This is a genomic window from Micromonospora sp. M42 (assembly GCF_000568915.1).
In the GTDB taxonomy this organism is placed as follows: Bacteria; Actinomycetota; Actinomycetes; order Mycobacteriales; family Micromonosporaceae; genus Micromonospora; species Micromonospora chalcea.
In genome coordinates this window covers 950,872-967,242 of sequence record NZ_KK037233.1, presented here as the reverse complement: position 1 = coordinate 967,242, position 16,371 = coordinate 950,872, and the positions used below count along the sequence as shown (strand labels likewise).

At 72.3% G+C, this 16,371-nt stretch carries 19 protein-coding genes, 1 pseudogene and 1 riboswitch; of the genes and pseudogenes, 2 read left to right on the top strand and 18 right to left on the bottom strand.

Features of this window, described 5'->3' with window-relative positions:
• On the bottom strand, nucleotides 1-2,001 hold a 2,001-nt coding region (gcvP, locus tag MCBG_RS04095; RefSeq protein ID WP_043324000.1), incomplete at its 3' end, for an aminomethyl-transferring glycine dehydrogenase.
• Between the two features lie 72 nt (nucleotides 2,002-2,073).
• A riboswitch (glycine riboswitch) is annotated at nucleotides 2,074-2,165 on the bottom strand.
• Nucleotides 2,166-2,224: 59 nt separating this feature from the next.
• Nucleotides 2,225-3,067: an NAD-dependent protein deacetylase gene (locus MCBG_RS04090; RefSeq protein ID WP_043323998.1), complete on the bottom strand. Its 843-nt coding sequence runs from the start codon at nucleotides 3,065-3,067 to the stop codon at nucleotides 2,225-2,227.
• An 80-nt stretch (nucleotides 3,068-3,147) separates the two neighbouring features.
• Here MCBG_RS04090 and MCBG_RS04085 point away from each other — a divergent pair, with 80 nt between their 5' ends.
• The gene (locus MCBG_RS04085) at nucleotides 3,148-3,804 is read left to right on the top strand and encodes an NAD(P)H-binding protein (protein WP_043323996.1); all 657 of its coding nucleotides are present in this window, start codon (nucleotides 3,148-3,150) and stop codon (nucleotides 3,802-3,804) included.
• Between the two features lie 43 nt (nucleotides 3,805-3,847).
• On the opposite strand, the gene MCBG_RS04080 is transcribed toward MCBG_RS04085, so the two are convergent.
• The 16 genes from MCBG_RS04080 to MCBG_RS04010 all read right to left on the bottom strand — a co-directional run bounded on the left by MCBG_RS04080 (nucleotide 3,848) and on the right by MCBG_RS04010 (nucleotide 15,630).
• Nucleotides 3,848-4,531: a DivIVA domain-containing protein gene (locus tag MCBG_RS04080; protein ID WP_043323995.1), complete on the bottom strand. Its 684-nt coding sequence runs from the start codon at nucleotides 4,529-4,531 to the stop codon at nucleotides 3,848-3,850.
• 55 nt (nucleotides 4,532-4,586) lie between these two features.
• Nucleotides 4,587-5,321, bottom strand: coding sequence for an FAD-binding oxidoreductase (locus MCBG_RS33645; protein ID WP_223201057.1), 735 nt, complete (start codon nucleotides 5,319-5,321; stop codon nucleotides 4,587-4,589).
• Nucleotides 5,279-5,752, bottom strand: coding sequence for a globin domain-containing protein (locus MCBG_RS33640; protein WP_223201056.1), 474 nt, complete (start codon nucleotides 5,750-5,752; stop codon nucleotides 5,279-5,281). Before MCBG_RS33640 ends, MCBG_RS33645 begins: the two co-directional genes overlap by 43 nt.
• Nucleotides 5,753-5,754: 2 nt before the next feature.
• Nucleotides 5,755-6,144 carry a group I truncated hemoglobin gene (locus MCBG_RS04070; RefSeq protein WP_043323993.1) on the bottom strand — a complete coding sequence of 130 codons (390 nt, stop codon included), beginning with the start codon at nucleotides 6,142-6,144 and terminating at the stop codon, nucleotides 5,755-5,757.
• 437 nt (nucleotides 6,145-6,581) lie between these two features.
• Nucleotides 6,582-7,169 (bottom strand): MerR family transcriptional regulator, encoded by a 588-nt coding sequence (locus MCBG_RS04065; protein ID WP_051611479.1) that lies wholly within the window; start codon nucleotides 7,167-7,169, stop codon nucleotides 6,582-6,584.
• A 218-nt stretch (nucleotides 7,170-7,387) separates the two neighbouring features.
• On the bottom strand, nucleotides 7,388-7,852 hold the full coding sequence (locus MCBG_RS04060; RefSeq protein ID WP_043330120.1) for a bifunctional nuclease family protein: 465 nt from the start codon (nucleotides 7,850-7,852) through the stop codon (nucleotides 7,388-7,390).
• Nucleotides 7,853-8,064: 212 nt separating this feature from the next.
• Complete coding sequence (locus MCBG_RS04055) at nucleotides 8,065-8,766, bottom strand: transcriptional regulator FtsR (RefSeq protein ID WP_176722889.1); 702 nt, start codon at nucleotides 8,764-8,766, stop codon at nucleotides 8,065-8,067.
• Between the two features lie 50 nt (nucleotides 8,767-8,816).
• Complete coding sequence (locus MCBG_RS04050; protein ID WP_030503922.1) at nucleotides 8,817-9,269, bottom strand: oxoglutarate dehydrogenase inhibitor Odhl; 453 nt, start codon at nucleotides 9,267-9,269, stop codon at nucleotides 8,817-8,819.
• 216 nt (nucleotides 9,270-9,485) lie between these two features.
• Complete coding sequence (gcvH, locus tag MCBG_RS04045; RefSeq protein ID WP_043330119.1) at nucleotides 9,486-9,866, bottom strand: glycine cleavage system protein GcvH; 381 nt, start codon at nucleotides 9,864-9,866, stop codon at nucleotides 9,486-9,488.
• A gap of 54 nt (nucleotides 9,867-9,920) precedes the next feature.
• Entirely contained in the window at nucleotides 9,921-10,850 is a 930-nt protein-coding gene (locus MCBG_RS04040; RefSeq protein ID WP_043323991.1) for a DUF881 domain-containing protein, read from the bottom strand.
• A 10-nt stretch (nucleotides 10,851-10,860) separates the two neighbouring features.
• On the bottom strand, nucleotides 10,861-11,193 hold the full coding sequence (locus MCBG_RS04035) for a small basic family protein (RefSeq protein WP_007071104.1): 333 nt from the start codon (nucleotides 11,191-11,193) through the stop codon (nucleotides 10,861-10,863).
• Complete coding sequence (locus MCBG_RS04030) at nucleotides 11,190-12,146, bottom strand: DUF881 domain-containing protein (RefSeq protein WP_043323986.1); 957 nt, start codon at nucleotides 12,144-12,146, stop codon at nucleotides 11,190-11,192. Before MCBG_RS04030 ends, MCBG_RS04035 begins: the two co-directional genes overlap by 4 nt.
• A complete protein-coding gene (locus MCBG_RS04025) occupies nucleotides 12,143-12,781 on the bottom strand; it encodes a CDP-alcohol phosphatidyltransferase family protein (RefSeq protein WP_043323984.1) in 639 nt (212 codons plus the stop codon). Before MCBG_RS04025 ends, MCBG_RS04030 begins: the two co-directional genes overlap by 4 nt.
• 306 nt (nucleotides 12,782-13,087) lie before the next feature.
• Nucleotides 13,088-13,558 (bottom strand): MarR family transcriptional regulator, encoded by a 471-nt coding sequence (locus MCBG_RS04020; protein WP_043323983.1) that lies wholly within the window; start codon nucleotides 13,556-13,558, stop codon nucleotides 13,088-13,090.
• 48 nt (nucleotides 13,559-13,606) lie between these two features.
• Complete coding sequence (locus MCBG_RS04015) at nucleotides 13,607-14,794, bottom strand: PP2C family protein-serine/threonine phosphatase (protein ID WP_043323981.1); 1,188 nt, start codon at nucleotides 14,792-14,794, stop codon at nucleotides 13,607-13,609.
• A gap of 89 nt (nucleotides 14,795-14,883) precedes the next feature.
• Complete coding sequence (locus MCBG_RS04010; protein ID WP_043323979.1) at nucleotides 14,884-15,630, bottom strand: SAM-dependent methyltransferase; 747 nt, start codon at nucleotides 15,628-15,630, stop codon at nucleotides 14,884-14,886.
• Between the two features lie 128 nt (nucleotides 15,631-15,758).
• Here MCBG_RS04010 and MCBG_RS04005 point away from each other — a divergent pair.
• Nucleotides 15,759-16,371, top strand: a pseudogene (locus MCBG_RS04005) (universal stress protein); the annotation flags it as partial.

Sequence of the window (16,371 nt, the reverse complement as noted above, 5' to 3'; positions counted from 1 at the left end):
GAGGTTCGCGCCGTCGACGTACACCTGACCGCCGGCGTCGTGGACCTTCGCGCACAACTGCGCGATGCCGGTCTCGTACACGCCGTGCGTCGACGGGTACGTCACCATGATCGCGGCGAGCGCGTCCCGGTGCTTGTCGATCTTCGCGTCGAGGTCGACCAGGTCGACGTTGCCGTCGGCGTCGCAGCCGACCACCACGACCCGCATGCCGGCCATCACGGCGGACGCGGCGTTGGTGCCGTGCGCCGACGACGGGATCAGGCACACGTCGCGGTGGGCCTCGCCGCGCTCGCGGTGGTAGCCGCGGATCGCCAGCAGCCCGGCCAGCTCACCCTGCGACCCGGCGTTGGGCTGCACGCTGACCGCGTCGTAGCCGGTGACCTCGGCCAGCCAGCCCTCCAGCTGCGCGATCAGCTCCCGGTACCCGGCGGTCTGCGCGTTCGGCGCGAACGGGTGCAGGTGCGCGAACTCCGGCCAGGTGATCGGTTCCATCTCGGTGGTGGCGTTGAGCTTCATCGTGCACGACCCCAGCGGGATCATGCCGCGATCCAGCGCGTAGTCGAAGTCGGCCAGGCGGCGCAGGTAGCGCAGCATCGCCGTCTCCGAGTGGTGGCTGTGGAACACCGGGTGGGTGAGGAACTCCGACGTGCGGGCCAGCCCGTCCGGCAGGGCCGCGTCCACCTCGCCGTCGAACCCGTCGACGCCGAACGCCGCCCACACCGCCTGCAGGTGCGCGGGCGTGGTGGTCTCGTCGCAGGACACGCCGACCCGGTCGGCGTCGACCAGCCGCAGGTTCACGTTGCGCGCCGCCGCGGCGGCCACCACGTCGGCGGCCCGGCCCGGCACGGTCGCGGTGACGGTGTCGAAGAACGCGACGTCCGCGACCCGCACGCCCGCGGCGCGCAGCCCGGCCGCGAGCCGCGCCGCCGCCTCATGGGTACGCCGGGCGATGGCGCGCAGCCCGTCCGGGCCGTGGTAGACGGCGTACATGCCGGCCATCACGGCGAGAAGCACCTGCGCGGTGCAGATGTTGCTGGTCGCCTTCTCCCGGCGGATGTGCTGCTCGCGGGTCTGCAACGCCAGCCGGTACGCCGGGTTGCCGTCGGCGTCGCGGGACACCCCGACCAGGCGGCCCGGCAGCATCCGCTCCAGCCCGGAGCGCACCGCCAGGTAACCGGCGTGCGGACCGCCGAAGCCCATCGGCACACCGAACCGCTGGGTGGTGCCGGCGGCGATGTCGGCGCCGATCTCGCCCGGCGGGCGCAGCAGCGTCAACGCCAGCAGATCCGCCGCGACCGTCACCAGCGCGCCCACGCCGTGCGCCGCGTCGACCAGCGCCCGGTCGTCGCGGACCGCGCCGGACGCGCCCGGGTACTGCAGGTGCAGGCCGAAGAACTCCGCCGGCAGTTCGTCACGCTCCACGTCGATCACCCGCACGTCGATGCCGAGGGGCTCGGCGCGGCTGGTGATCACCGCGACGGTCTGCGGCAGCGCGTCGGCGTCGACGACGTACACCGGGCTCTTGCTCTTGGACGCGCGGCGCGCGAGGGTCATCGCCTCGGCCGCGGCGGTGCCCTCGTCGAGCATCGAGGCGTTCGCGGTGGCCAGACCGGTCAGGTCGGTGACCATGGTCTGGAAGTTCAGCAGCGCCTCCAGCCGGCCCTGGCTGATCTCCGGCTGGTACGGCGTGTACGCGGTGTACCAGGCGGGGTTCTCCAGCACGTTGCGGCGGATCACCGCCGGGGTGTGCGTGCCGTGGTAACCCAGACCGATCATGGACACGGCGACGGTGTTGCGGGACGCGAGGGCGCGCAGCTCGGCGATCGCCTCCCGCTCACTGGCCGGGGCGGGCAGGTCCAGGGTGCCGTGCCAGCGGATCACCTCGGGGATCGCGGCGTCCATCAGCTCGTCGACGGAGCCGTAACCGACGGCCTCCAGCATCCGGCGCTCGTCGGCCGGGCCGGGGCCGATGTGCCGGTCGGCGAACTGCTCTGCGGTCATGCGCTGCGCTCCTTGGGGGGCGAGGTCGACGGGTCGGCCTCCCCCTGAGTCGCGCTGACGCGCTCCACAGCGCCTGCCCACGTGGTCCTTTTGCCTGAGAGGTTCCGGGGAGAATCTGCCCCTTCGGCGCCGCCGGGATCGGCGGTCTCTCCCACGTGGGTGGTACCGGCACCCCCAACGCTACCAGCGGGCGTGTTTCCGGCTCATGTCCCGGGGTTGTCGATCACACCGGCGCCGGGGCCGCCGCGTACCGGTCAGCCAGCGCGCGCAGGGTGGCGCCCAGCGGCGCGTCCAGGCGCAGCGCCGCGTAGGTGTCGCCGCGGGTGACGCCCTGGTTGACGATCGCCACCGGGATGCCGTGGCGGGCCGCGCGCAGCACGAACCGCCGCCCCGACATCACCGTCAACGACGACCCCAGCACCAGCAGCGCCCGGGCCCGCTCCACCAGCGCGAAACAGTCGGCCACCCGCGGCGCGGGCACCGTCTCGCCGAAGAACACCACGTCCGGTTTCAGCATGCCGGTGCCGCACAGCGCGCAGTCGACGGTGCGGAACCCGGTCACCGCCTCGTCGGGCAGGTCCACGTCGCCGTCGGGGTTGACGCGCGCCACCCGCGCGTCGAAACCCGGGTTCGCCTTCGACAGGCGCCGGTGCAGCTCCTCGCGGCCGGTGGCGTTGCCGCAGTCCAGGCACGTCACCTCGTCGAGGCGGCCGTGCAGCTCGATCACACCCGTGGCGCCGGCGGCGGTGTGCAACCCGTCGACGTTCTGCGTGATGATGCCGCCGAGCAGCCCGGCCGCCTGCAGCCGCGCCACCGCCCGGTGCCCCTCGTTCGGCGCCGCCCGCGCGATCATCTGCCAGCCCAGGTGGCTGCGCGCCCAGTACCGCCGCCGCGCCAGCGGATCCCGGGTGAACTCCTGGTACGTCATCGGGGTGTGCCGGCGGGACGCGCCGCTGGGCCCCCGGTAGTCCGGAATGCCCGACTCGGTGGACAGGCCCGCGCCGCTGAGCACCACCACGTCCCCGGCGGCCACCAGCCGCGCCAACGCCTCGAACGCCTCACTCACCCGTCCATCGTCCCCCGCCGGACCCGCACCTCCCACCCGGACGCCCCGCGGGGCGCGCCCGGCCGGGCTACGTTGATCGCATGCGCGTCGTCATCGCCGGAGGGCACGGAAAAATCGCCAAACTGCTGGAGCGGGAACTGGCCGGCCGCGGAGACACCGCGCTCGGGCTCATCCGCAACCCCGACCACGCCGCAGCGCTGCGCGCCGCCGGCGCCGAACCGGTCCTCTGCGACCTGGAACACACCGACGTCGACACCCTCGCCGCCCACCTGGCCGGCGCCGACGCCGTCGTGTTCGCCGCCGGCGCCGGACCGGGCAGCGGCGCCGCCCGCAAGGACACCGTCGACCGCGGCGCCGCCGTGCTGCTCGCCGACGCCGCCGCACAAGCCGGCGTACGCCGCTACCTGCTGGTCTCCTCCATGGGCGTGGACGACGCACCCGCCGACGGCACCGACGACGTGTGGGCGGCGTACCTGCGGGCCAAGAAAGCCGCCGAGGACGACATCACCGGCCGGGACCTCGACGTGACGGTGCTGCGGCCCGGCCGGCTCACCGACGACGAACCCGAAGGCCGCATCACGCTGGCCCGGCACGTCACCGGCGGCGCGATCAGCCGCGCCGACGTCGCCCGGGTCCTGCTGGCCCTGCTCTACGCCCCCGGCACCGCCGGGCACACCCTCGAACTGGTCGGCGGCGACACCCCCATCGCCGAAGCGATCACCGCCGTCACCACCTGAGCCGTGCCGCCCGGCCCGCCGCACCGCAGGCCGGGCGGTACGGTCACCGCTGATGCCGGGGCAACGCCGGCTGCGGCGCGCCGCCACCAGCCGCCGGCAACTCCCGGGAGATCCGCTCCATCGTGCGCGCCAACTGCTCACTACCGTCGTCGAGATGCCGCGCCGCCGCCTGCATGTGGGAGATCATCATCTCGCCGAAGATCCGCAACGCCTCCCGCGTCGCCACCGAGTCGTCGAAGCTGCCCCCGGCGGCGCTGCGGTACTCCGCCACCGCCCGCTCGGCCTCCTGCTTCGCCTCCTCCGTCGCCGCCCGCATGTAACTCTCGTACTGGGTACGGGCGTACTCGGCCACCCGGCGCGCGTAGTCGTGCGCCTGCGCGATGATCTGCTCGGCCTCCCGCTGCGCCGCCGACAGCAGGTTGACCTCCTTCGCCGCCGGCACCGCCGGCGCCTTCTCCGCGCTCGGGATCACCCCGTGCCGGTGCAGCTCCAGATGGTCGTTGAGGCGCTCGTTCTCCGCCCGCAGATCCCCCACCTGCGCCGCCAGCAGATCCAGCTCGTCGGCCACCTGCAACCGGAACCGGTCCACGTCCGCCGGGTCGTACCCGCGCCGGGTGAACGCCGCCGACCCGAACTCCCACCGACGCACCCGGTCCGCGGTCAGCCGCACCTGCACCGGACCCGACACGTGCTGCGAGTCATAGCTGCTGATCGGGCTCGCGCTCACCGGATCACCTCTGTTCGCGACTGCGGGGCTCGCAACCCCGGCTCACTCCTCGCGCTCACCGGATCACCTCTGCTCCCTCGGAACCGGCCACCGTCCGCCAGGACGGGCCGTACCAGTGCTTGCCGAAACCCTCGTGGTGCAGCTGGCCCGGCTGGTAACCCGCCGCGGTCAGCGCCGCCACCGAATCACCGACCATCTCGTCGGACCCGCACACATACACGTGCCTCGACCGCCAGTCCCCGTCGGCCAGCACCCGGTCGGCCAGCCGCACCATCTCCCCCGGCCGCTGCGGATCCGATCCGGCCACGTACGACACCCGCAACCACGGATGCGTCGCCGCCAACTTGTCGATCGCCTCACTGTCGTAGAACTCCGTACGCGAACGGGCCCCCACATACAGGTCGACCCGCCGCCCGGAACCCTCCGCCGCCACCTGCTCCACCAGCGCCTTCACCGGCGCCCAGCCGGTCCCGGCGGCCAACAGCAGCAGATCCGACGACCTGGCCTGCCACAACGTCAACCGCTCCCCCACCGGCGACGCCAGATGGATCTGATCACCCGCCGCGCACCCGTACACCAGACGCGACGACACCACGCCACCCGGCGCGGCCCGCACGTGCAACTCCACCGTGCCGTCCGAACGCGGCGCGTTCGCCGGCGAGTAGTACCGCCACGACCGCACCGCCGGATGCGACACCCCGATCGACTGCCCCGGCCTGAACGGCAGCAGATACTGCGGGCGCACCGTCAGCACCGCCACGTCGAACGTGCGCTGCTCGTGCGACAGCACCTCCGCCACCCACCACGGCGGCGACTGCGACTCCGCCGCCTGCGCCCGTCGGTCATCACCTGCGCCACCAGGCCGTACGCCGCGGTCCAGTCGGCCGCCAGCTCATCGGTCCACGCCTCACCGCAGAAATGCCGCAACGTCGCCAGCAGCGCCTCACCGACCGCCGGATAGTGCTCCGCGCGCACCGCGAACTTCCGGTGATCCGCGCCCAGGTCCCGCAGGAACCCGACCAGCTGATCCACCTGGTCCACGTGGGACACCACATGCCCCAGGGCCGCCACCAGACGATCCCGCTGCCCGGCCATGTTCGTCGGGAACATCTGCCGGGTCTCCGGATGCGCCAGGAACAGCGTCGAATAGAAGTAGAGCGGCACCTGGTCGCCGTGCGCGGCGACCAGGGACCAGCTCTGCTTCAGCCGTGCCGCGTCCACGCTCAGGCATCCCCCGCCGACACGACCTGATCGCGGACCTGCCCGAGCACGACCTGAACGTCGGCGATCACGTCGGCCGGCACGCCCAGCTCCACCAGCGTCGCCGTCAGGTGCTCACCGACCTTCGCGTAGTGCTCACCCGGAATGCTCAACGGCTGGTGCGCCTCGGCCAGCCCACGGCCGGCGTACTCGTTCGGCCCACCGAGCACCACCGCCAGCATGAGCGCCAGGTGCCGCCGCTGCTCCACCATGTCCACCCCGGTGAAGTAGCCCGCGAGATCCGCATCGGCCAGCACCTTGTCGTAGAACAACTCCACAGCGGCCTTCACCGCCGCCGCGCCGCCGATGCGCTCGTAATGGGAGATCGGGGTGGTCTCGCTCGTCACCGTCATGCTCGGTCCTTCCACCAGGGGTCCGCGGGCAGCGCCGCGTCAGGGGCTCACCGTCCGGCGCGCGAAGTCACACAGCGTTCCACCGTGACGTCGACACGCCGACGATCGGAACGGACGATAGCGCGCCCCCCACCACGCTTCACGCCGCCCCTGTCCCGATCCCGAGAACCGTCAACTACGGACAGTCAACAACAGCCGCGAATACGATGAACACACCGCAGTCAGCCGAGCACCCCCGGTCAACCCACAGCGCGTACCGTCCCTTTCGGACATTGCGCACCGACCAGCCGCGACCTGCGGATACACCGACCGGGCCGCGCCCGACCACCGGACCGGGCCCGCCCGGCCCCCGCACAGCACACCCCGTCACCAAAACACGAATCGCGCCGCACCCTTTTCGGGCGCGGCGCGATCCCGTCAACGAGACGCGACGCAGGTCACCCGGCCCGGCGCCGCGCCCGACGCGCCGCCAGCTCGTCACCCACCGCGTCCGCCTCCGGCTCCACCGCCGGAGCAACCGGCTCCTGCCCACCCACCGGCTCCGCCGGCAGATGCGACAACGAACCCTGGATCTCCTTGAACGCCCCACCGATCGCGATGCCGAACACGCCCTGGCCGCCCTGCAACAGGTCGACCACCTCCTCCGGCGACCGGCACTCATACACAGTCGTCCCGTCGGAAATCAACGTGATGCCCGCAAGATCATCCACCCCACGCGACCGCAACGCCTCGATCGCCTTCCGAATGTTCTGCAACGACACCCCGGCGTCCAGCAGCCGCTTCACGACCTTCAACACCACCAGGTCGCGGAACGAGTACAACCTCGACGTCCCCGAACCCGAAGCATCACGCACACTCGGCACCACAAGCGCCGTACGCGCCCAGTAGTCCAACTGCCGGTAACTGATGCCCACCGCCGAACACGCGGTCACACCCCGGTAGCCGACCTCACCGTCACCGACCGACTCAGGCCCCACACCCGCCTGCTGCTCCGCACCCGGACCAGGATCCCGCGGCTCGTGCATCCGGACCAACCTCCCCGCGTCCGTGGCGGTGCCGCGCCGACTCCCCGTCACGCGCACCCCTCGACACGGCAACCCTATCGCCGCCGCCCGCACTTCACCCGCAGGAGACACCGCGACACGCCGCGCGACCGCCCGGCACCAACGACACACGGCGGCCAGCCATCACCCACAGTGACAACCACCGCCGCGCCGACCCCGGCCACCCGGCCGGGCACACCTCAACCCGCGAAGTCCTCCGGACGCACCTGATCCAGGAACTCCCGGAACTTCTCCACCTCGTCCTCCTGCTCGTCCGGAATCACGATCCCCGCCTCGCCGAGGACCTGCTCCGCACAACGAATCGGAGCGCCGACCCGCAACGCCAACGCGATCGAGTCACTCGGCCGCGCCGACACCCGCACCCCGTCACCCAGCAGCAGATCCGCGTAGAACACGTTGTCCTTCAACTCGGTGATCTCCACCGCCCGCAACGGCGCCTGCAACGCCGCCAGCACATCCCGCAGAAGATCATGCGTCAACGGCCGGGCCGGCTTAACCCCCTGCTGCTCGTAAGCGATCGCCGTCGCCTCGACCGCGCCGATCCAGATCGGCAGATAGCGGTCCCCCTCGACCTCCCGCAGCAGGACGATCGGCTGGTTGCTCGGCAACTCCACCCGAACTCCGACCACGCTCAGCTCGCGCACCGCCGCCTCCGTGTCGTCGTCACCTTGCACCGCGCCCCTCCCTGCACGGTACACGGACCAGGACACAGGAGTCCCACACGCTACGTGCACCACGCCTCGCCGGAGGGGCTTACCCCGGCAAGCCTACGACACGCTCCCCCGACCAGATCTTTCCGCGCCACCCCACGACGAAGGGCCGGGCGTCCACCACACCCGGCCCTCCACCGACAACCTCACCGGCCCAACGTCGACCGCAGCCCCACCCGCACCAACGCCGCGTGCAACCGCTGCGACAACGCCACCAGCTCCCGCGCCGTCTCCGCCGCACGAGCCCGCGCCGCCGGATCACTCTGCCGCGCCAACGGCGCCACAAGCTGCGCGAACAAACCAACCTCACGATCCGCCGCCGACCGGTACGCCCGCAGATGCCGAGGCTCCAACCCGTACGCCGCCAGACCCGCCACCGCACTCGCGATGATCAAAGCATCCGCGTCGTACCACCCCGGCGGATCCGACACCAGCACACCGAGCCGCTCCAACTCCGCAAGCGTCGACTCGTCCACGCCGCTACGCGAGATCAACCCCGCCCGGTCCAGCCGCACCTCCGACGACTCGACCGAATCCACCGGCTCCCGGCCCGGCACCTCACCACCCGGACCCACAGCCACCAGATTCGGCCGCCCCCGCCCCGGCGACGGACCAGAACCGTCCCACTCGGCCAACTGCTCCCGGATCACCCGCAACGGCAGATACTGATCCCGCTGCGCGGTCAACACGAACCGCAGCCGCGCCACATCGTCCCAGCCGTACTTGCGATAACCCGCCGGCGTCCGCTGCGGCTCCACCAGGCCCTCGGCCTCCAGGAACCGCAACTTCGAGATCGTGACGTCCGGAAACTCCGGCCGCAACTGAGCCAGCACCTCGCCGATACTCATCAGCGCAGGCGCCCGCCCAGCCCCGGACGGCGTCGAAGCCGCAGGCTCGTTCACCCCCGGCCGGCCTCACCCTCCGGGCGCGGACCGGCGATGAACACCACCCGGAACTTACCGATCTGCACCTCGTCACCGTTGCTCAACGTCGCCGCCTCGACCCGCTCACGATTCACGTACGTGCCGTTCAGGCTGCCCACATCCCGCACCGTGAACGTCCCACCGTCCCGGTGGAACTCCGCGTGCCGACGCGACACCGTCACGTCGTCCAGGAAGATGTCACTGTCCGGGTGCCGCCCACTCGTCGTCACGTCGTGGTCCAACAGGAACCGGGCGCCCGCGTTCGGACCCCGGCGAACCACCAGCAACGCCATACCCGGCGGCAAAGAACCGGACATCCGGCTCGGCACCACATCGGTGTCCGGCCCCTCCAGCACTTCGTCGAGCGAACCGAGATTGAGCGTCGAAGTGACGTCGAGCGGGGGGAACTCGTCGTCTGGGCGCGTCATGGGACCACCTCACGGATCTGTTCGGTCGGCGTCAGGAAATGGCGGGTCTGGCCGCCGGGCAACACCACACCCGGCGGCTGGCTCCCCGTGCCCGGGAAGGCGCATTCCGCAACGCTCAAACTATTGGTTCTCGGTCGACTGGGCGAGCCTAGCCAGCGCCGAAATGCAGGGCAACCGGACGCGCGGAACCACGCCGCCGCCCGGAACAGCACGAACTCAGCTCTCGGTGAGCTCGCGGTACGCATCAGCGGTCAACAACCCCTCGACCGCCGCCGGATCATCCGGAGTGATCTCCACCAACCACCCCGCACCGTACGGATCCGTGTTGATCACCTCAGGGGTGTCGGCAAGCGCCTCGTTGCGCGCCGCCACCGTGCCGCTCAACGGCGCGTAGATCTCCGACACGCTCTTCGTCGACTCGATCTCGCCCAGCGACTCGCCCGCCGCCACCACCGAACCGGAATCCGGCAGCTGCACGAACACGATGTCACCCAGAGCGTCCTGCGCGAAGTGCGTGATACCGACGCGGACGACACCACCGTCACCACCGACCACCCACTCGTGCTCGGCGGTGTACCGCAGATCCTCAGGAATCACCAACTGCGTCCTTCGTCATCGGTGCACCGGAAAAACCGGCGCGGCCGCGCCCGGTCAGGAAACCGGCCGCGCGTGGTCCAGCTTGATCGGCGCGTGCAGCTGCGAAACCTCCACAACCTCACGATCCTCGGAGGTCACGTTACCGCCGCCGTCCCGCACCGATGCGACCACCCCGCCAGGAATGTTCAACGCCGTACGCATCGTCGCCGGATCCCCGATCACCATGATCGTAAACGGACCCGTCAGCCGCCGCCCGTCCACCACCAGAACACCATCGGCCCCGTCCACGAAATACGTCGACGCGATGATCCGCACCGCCGAACCATCAGCGCCCTGGATCTGCATCGCCTCCGCGCCCGCACCCCGCAGCTCCTGCACCGCGTCCAGGATCCGCGTCGACGACACCGCCTTCGCCGGCCCCGAGAACCGCACCTCCAGCCCCGGACCCACCGCCGGCAACGTACCCGCCAGGATGCCCAGCTCGTCCGCCCGCCGCGTCGCCTCCTCCAGCGCCGCCTGCCGGCCCTGCTCACCCGAGCGCAACTGCCGCTGACTCTCCTCCAGGGCGTCGATGTCCTGACGCAGCCGCCGCTCCCGCGAATCCAGATCCGACGAGATCCGCACCAGATCCTCCTCCCGCGTCGCCGCGAGCGTCGGATCCGTCGACGTCGTCTTCAACTGCACCACGAGCGTGAAACCCAGCAACGCCAGCAGCACCGCGATCATCAGACCCGCCGAGGAGAACCGCCGCGACCGCGACGGCCGCGCCACCGCACCCGGCTCCGGCTCGGACTCCGGCACCGCCTCCCGCTCCGCCGGCTCCGACGACTCATCCGGCGCCGGCTCCACCGGCGCCAACGGGCTCAACTCGTCCGGATCGGGCGCGTCCGGGCGCGGATCCGGCTCACCCGCCGGACCCGACGGCCGCTCCGGCTCCACCGGACGCGGCCACCCCGTCCCCGTCTCCCTGTGTTCCTCACTCATCGCCACAAACCTACGCCCGGAACAGGTGCCGACGGATCGCCGCCACATTTCCGAAGATGCGCACCCCGAGCACGACCACCACACCCGTGGACAACTGACCACCCACGCCCAACTGGTCACCCAGGTACACGATCAGCCCCGCCACCAGAACGTTCGAGATGAACGACACCACGAACTGCTTGTCGTCGAAGATCCGGTCCAGCTTCGCCCGCACCCCACCGAACACCGCGTCCAACGCGGCCACCACCGCGATCGGCAGATACGGCTGCAACGCCGCCGGCACCGTGGGGTCCAGATACACCCCGAGCACCACACCGGCGAGCAACGCCAGCACCGCGATCATCGGCCACCTCCCGAGGGGCTGGAAGAACCACCCGGGCCGGACGACCCGGGACTCGACGAACCGGCGGCCCCCGAACCCGACGGACGCGGACTCGGACTGACCGAAGGCTCGGCGTAGCGTAGCCGCGGCTGCGGCGCCGCCGGCAAGGTGAGGTCGTCGACCCGCTTCACCCCGAACGACAGCCCCGTCGTCCGCGCCACCTCACGCATGAGCGCCGCCGCCCGGCTCTCGTTGAACCGGTCCCGCATCGACCGCGGCCCGATCGCCTGCACCTCGTACGGGCCCGTCACCGGCCGGTAGTCCACCAGGATCGCCTCACCCGCCGACCGGATCGTCGACGTCGCGGTCAACCGCTGGCCGTTCACCGCCACCGCCTCGGCGCCCGCCGCCCACAACGCGTTGGCCACCTTCTGCAGATCCGAGTACAGCACCCGGGACGGGCCCGCGTCCCCGCTGGTCACGCCGTCCTGGTCCGCCGTCGCGTCGGCCAGCCGCACCACCACGCCGTCACCGCGCACCCGAGCCAGACCGGTGCCCGCCTCCAGCGTGCGCAACCGGGACGCCTGCGAACCGCTCAGCGCCGCGTCCCGCTGCCGGCCGACCTCCTCGCGCAACTGCTCGGCCCGCTCGGTCAACCGGTCGGTCGCCGCCTCACGCCCCTTGATCTCGGCGATCAGCCCCGCCCGCGCCGTCGCCCGGCTCGGCTCCTCCGCCATCGTCTCCCGGTACGCCACCGCGAACAGGAACCCGATCACCGCCAGGACGAGCAGGCTCACCGGGCGGCCCAGCACCTGCCGCACCCGCGACATGCCACCCGCCGCCCGGCGCGCCGCCGCGTCCCCGTACCCCGGGTCCAGCGGATTGCGGAACAGCTCGGTCAGGAAGTCCGGCGCGTACACCCGGCTCGACGGGTCGCGCTCCTTCTCCGCGTCGCCGGACGCCGGCCCGGTCACGCCGCCACCTCCGCGCGCCGCGCCCGCATCTGCCGTACGAGACGGCTCGCCTGCACCACGTACATCGCGCCGGCCACCCAGTAGAGGACCAGACCCCACCAGCCCAGGCCCCAGCCGATCGCGCCGGCCGCGGTGCCGATGTCCGGCACGGCGTCGGCCAGCAGCAGGATCGGGAACGCCGCCAGCAGCAGGAAGGTGGCGGTCTTGCCCACGTAGTGCACCGGCGGCGGGCCGTAGCCGTAGCGGCGCAGCACCCCGAGAGAGACCAGCAGCAGCAACTCGCGGGCCAGCAGCGCCCCGGTGAACTGCCAGGGCACCACCTCCCGCGCGGTGAAGGCCAGCAGCGTGGCCAGGATGTAGAGCCGGTCGGCCAGCGGGTCGAGCAGTTCGCCGAGCCGGCTCACCTGCCCCAGCCGGCGGGCGATCCAGCCGTCCACCCAGTCGCTGGTGCCGCCCACGGCGAGCACCACGATGGCCGCGACGTCGGCGCGGACCACGAGGAACAGGTAGAGGAAGATCGGCACGCCGACGAGCCGGACGAAGCTGATCAGGTTGGGCAGCGTGAGGACGCGGTCTCCCACGACCGTGGCGTCCCCGGAATCCGGGTGCTCCGCTGGAGCCGGCCGACGCGACACCGAACCCTCCCTTCGCAGCACGGTCCGGCAGCCGGACGAGCGGCCGCTGGAGGGACGTGCGCGTTGCCGGCCGGTCAGACGCCGGCGCCCTCTGTGATCCCGGGCTGGGACCTCCCCCGACGCGGCCGGTGATCACCGGCCGCTCAGTTGCGCTGCCACTATATCGGGCTCCCCCGCTCCGGCCGCTGGCCGCGCTGCGCCGTTGCTCAGTGTTGTGAGGGTGGGGACCGTCACAACCGCTATGGCATCCTAGGACACTAGCTGACCATCACGGGCTGTTGGTCAGGATCAGCGCCGGGGTGGGACTCAGGCGGTCCGGGCGGTGGAGTCGGAGCCCGCCTGCGGCGCGACCGCCGCGGCGGCCTGACTGAACGCCACGAGCGCCAGCAGCAGCTCGTGCTGCGCACGGTTGGGCATCCGGTCGAGCACCGCCTGGACCGCACGGTGCCGGCGCTGCTGCAGGTCGCGCAGCAACGTGTCCGCCGCCGCGGTCGGGATCAGCCGCACCTCTCGCCTGTCACGCGGGTCGGCCACCCGGCGCAGCAGGCCGACGGCCTCCAGGCGGTCACAGAGCCGGCTCGCCGACGACGGGACCACGTCCAGCAGCTCGGCCAGCCGGTTCACGTTGGTGTCCGGATGGGACACGATCAGCGACAGCACCCGCAGCTGGGTCGGCGAGACGCTGACGGTGTGCCGTGAGGTCGCGGAGTCGAGCACACCGATGAGCGCCTCGGCAGCCGACTCGATGGCCGCGGCAAGATTCGGAGGTCGCTCCACCCGCTGTCCCCTGCGATCGTCCCGCTCGTGTTCGCTCCGCCGCCCCGATCACTGCCCCGTGACGTCGTCGGACCGGCCGGAACCGCGCCAGTCCAGGCAGACGACGACCGCGTCGTCACGGAGATCCGCGTCGGCGTGGTACGCATGCAGTTCGCGCATCACCGTACCAACTGCCTCGGTCGCCGGCTGCAGCCGAGTAGCCCGCATCGCGCGCGCCATGGCCCGGACGCCGTACGGCTCCTGGCCGTCGGGCTCCGCCGCGTACACCCCGTCGCTGACCACGAAGAGACGATCGCCCGGCTCCAGAGTGAACTCCTGCACGTCGTACCGGGTCTCGGCGAACATGCCCAACGGCAGTTGCTGCTCCAACGCGATCGGGGTGACCCGCCTCCCCCGCAGCCGCAGCAGTTGCGGGGAACCGGCGTCCACCGCCCGCACCACGCCCCGGCGGCTGTCCAGCTCCAGCAGCAGCGTGGCCACGTGCCGGCCGCCCCGGTGCTGGTAGTAGATGGTGTCCGAGGCCAGCTCCGCCTGCTCGACCAGGCTGCCGCCGGAACGCCGGGCGTTGCGCATGGCGTTCACCGTCATCGCCGTGAGCAGCGACGCGGCCAGCCCGCTGCCGGTGCCGTTGAGCACGGTGAGGGTGAGCCGCTCACAGTCCACCGACCAGTCGAAGTGGTCACCGCCCACCGTGTACGCCGGTTCGAGCTGCCCGGCCAGCAACGCGTCGCCGTGGCGCACGCTGCGCCCCGGCAACAGGTCCCACTGCATCTCCGCAGCCATGCTCAGCCGTTCCCGCCGCCGGGCGCGGCGGTACCTGTCGGTCTCCCGGTCGGCCGCGCGGATGGCCACGGCCAGCTCGCCGGCGGCGTCCCGCGCCGCCTCCACTGTGGCCGCGTCCGGGTCACCGGGCAGCTCGACCATCAGGACGCCGAGCCGCTCCCCCCACACCGACAGCGGCAGGTAGGCCCGGCAGCGGCCGTCGTCGATGATGTCCAGGACCGGCTCCTGGCTGCTGAAGCAGCGTTGCGCCACGGTGTGTGCCGGCAACGGGCCACCGTCGGGCACGTCCGGGTCGAGCACCGGCCAGAGGCCGCTGGCGCGGTAGTCGGCGACGAACACCTCCGCCCGCGCGGCCCCGAGCGTCTGGCGCAGCACCGCGTCCGCGGTCTCCACCAGCTGGTCGGGTGGCGCCGTGCGCAGGGCACGTGACACCGATCCGGACGCCTCCGGCATGCTCATCCTCCGATGACGACTATTGCTACAGAGCAAACATCATACGAAGGACCCCCGACCGCCGAACGGCCCGCCTCGACCGGCGCGGCTCAGTCCGCCGGCCGCAGCGCCAACGCGCCGTAGAACGCGTCCGGCACCGGCTCCGGCTCACCCTCGGGCCGCCACCGGGCCACCGGCACGACGCCCTCGTCGGTGGGACGCCAGCGGCCCAGCAGCGGCGCGAACCGCTCGGGCGCGCGCATCCGGAACGCCGGGCCCATCATGGCCAGCGCCTGCGGGTGCCCGGCCAGCTCCTCGCTGTCGAAGTCGATCGCCAGCCGGCTGCCCGGCGCGACCGCCCGGTACAACTCGTCCAGGGTACGGGCGAGCGTGTCGTCGTCCAGGAACGCGGCCAGCCCGAGGAACACCACTCCGACCGGCCGTCTCCCCCACCCCGGCACGAAACGGTGCAGCTGCGCCCGGTCGACGGTGCCGATGTCGGTGGCGTCGCCGTAGCCGTAACCGGCGCGGTCACTGCCGGCGAGCAGGCGCTGGCCGAGCCGGACCGTCTCCGGGTCGACGTCGGTGTAGAGGACCGTCGCCTTCGGTGCGACCTCGTGCACGTTTCCGCAGGTGGGCACGCCCGCACCGAAGACCAGGAAGCCGTCCACGCCGTCGCCGGCCATGGCGCGCACGGTCCGGCCCAGGAAACCGCGCAGCGAGCGGAAGATCGCCGCGCAGGGCCCGTACGCCGCCTCGAACGCGGCGGCCGCGGCGACGTCGACCGGACGGTGGTGCCGGCCGCCGAGCCAGTAGTCGATCATGCGGGCGGTGCTCGGTCCGTCCGGCTGATCCATCGACGGGCCTCCCTCCCTGGGCGCTGTCCGCCAGCGTACCGACCGGGCGACCGGCGCGGTATCGCCCCGGGCCGGTCCCGCCGGCCGCGATACTGGCCGCGGGAGCGCCGGCCACGAGGAGGTACCTGGTGAACTCCGCTGACGGTGCGGCCGTGGTGGTCGGGGTGGACGGCTCCGAGCCGGCGACCCGGGCCGTGCTCCTGGCCGCCCGGGAGGCCACCCGCCGCAACCGGCCGCTGCGGGTGGTCCACGGATTCATCTGGCCGCTGCTGGGCGTACCGGTGGCCGCTCCGGCCGGGGCGCCGCCGCACGCCGGCCTGCGTCACCAGGCCGAGCAACTGGTCGCCGACGCGGTCAACGCGGCCCAGGCGCAGGAGCGCGGGCTGCGCATCACCGGCGAGATCATCGACGGGGAGGCGGCCGCCGTGCTGATCGGCGAGTCCCCCACCGCCGCGCTGATCGTGCTCGGCGACCGGGGTCTCGGCGGGTTCGCCTCGCTGGTGATCGGCTCGGTCGCGCTGCAGGTCACCGCGTACGCCGACTGCCCGGTGCTGGTGGCCCGGGGCGCCGCCCGCGACACCCGGCCCGGTGGTGGCCGGGGTGGACGGCTCCGCGCTGTCCCGCGCCGCCGTCGAGTTCGCCGCCGAAACGGCGTCCCCCCGCGGCGCCCCGCTGCGTGTGCTGCACGCCCACCCGGGCGGCCGGCCGGCGCAGGCCGACGAGCAGGAGCGGGTCCTGGCC

Bases quoted from the DNA above. Each gene is read 5' to 3' on its own strand.
- MCBG_RS04065 (WP_051611479.1), bottom strand. From the start codon at position 7,169: ATGCACGAGCCGCGGGATCCTGGTCCGGGTGCGGAGCAGCAGGCGGGT.
- MCBG_RS04015 (WP_043323981.1), bottom strand. From the start codon at position 14,794: ATGCCGGAGGCGTCCGGATCGGTGTCACGTGCCCTGCGCACGGCGCCA.
- MCBG_RS04050 (WP_030503922.1), bottom strand. From the start codon at position 9,269: ATGACGCGCCCAGACGACGAGTTCCCCCCGCTCGACGTCACTTCGACG.
- MCBG_RS04010 (WP_043323979.1), bottom strand. From the start codon at position 15,630: ATGGATCAGCCGGACGGACCGAGCACCGCCCGCATGATCGACTACTGG.
- MCBG_RS04040 (WP_043323991.1), bottom strand. From the start codon at position 10,850: ATGAGTGAGGAACACAGGGAGACGGGGACGGGGTGGCCGCGTCCGGTG.
- MCBG_RS04085 (WP_043323996.1), top strand. From the start codon at position 3,148: ATGCGCGTCGTCATCGCCGGAGGGCACGGAAAAATCGCCAAACTGCTG.
- MCBG_RS04055 (WP_176722889.1), bottom strand. From the start codon at position 8,766: ATGAGTATCGGCGAGGTGCTGGCTCAGTTGCGGCCGGAGTTTCCGGAC.
- MCBG_RS04070 (WP_043323993.1), bottom strand. From the start codon at position 6,144: ATGACGGTGACGAGCGAGACCACCCCGATCTCCCATTACGAGCGCATC.
- MCBG_RS04035 (WP_007071104.1), bottom strand. From the start codon at position 11,193: ATGATCGCGGTGCTGGCGTTGCTCGCCGGTGTGGTGCTCGGGGTGTAT.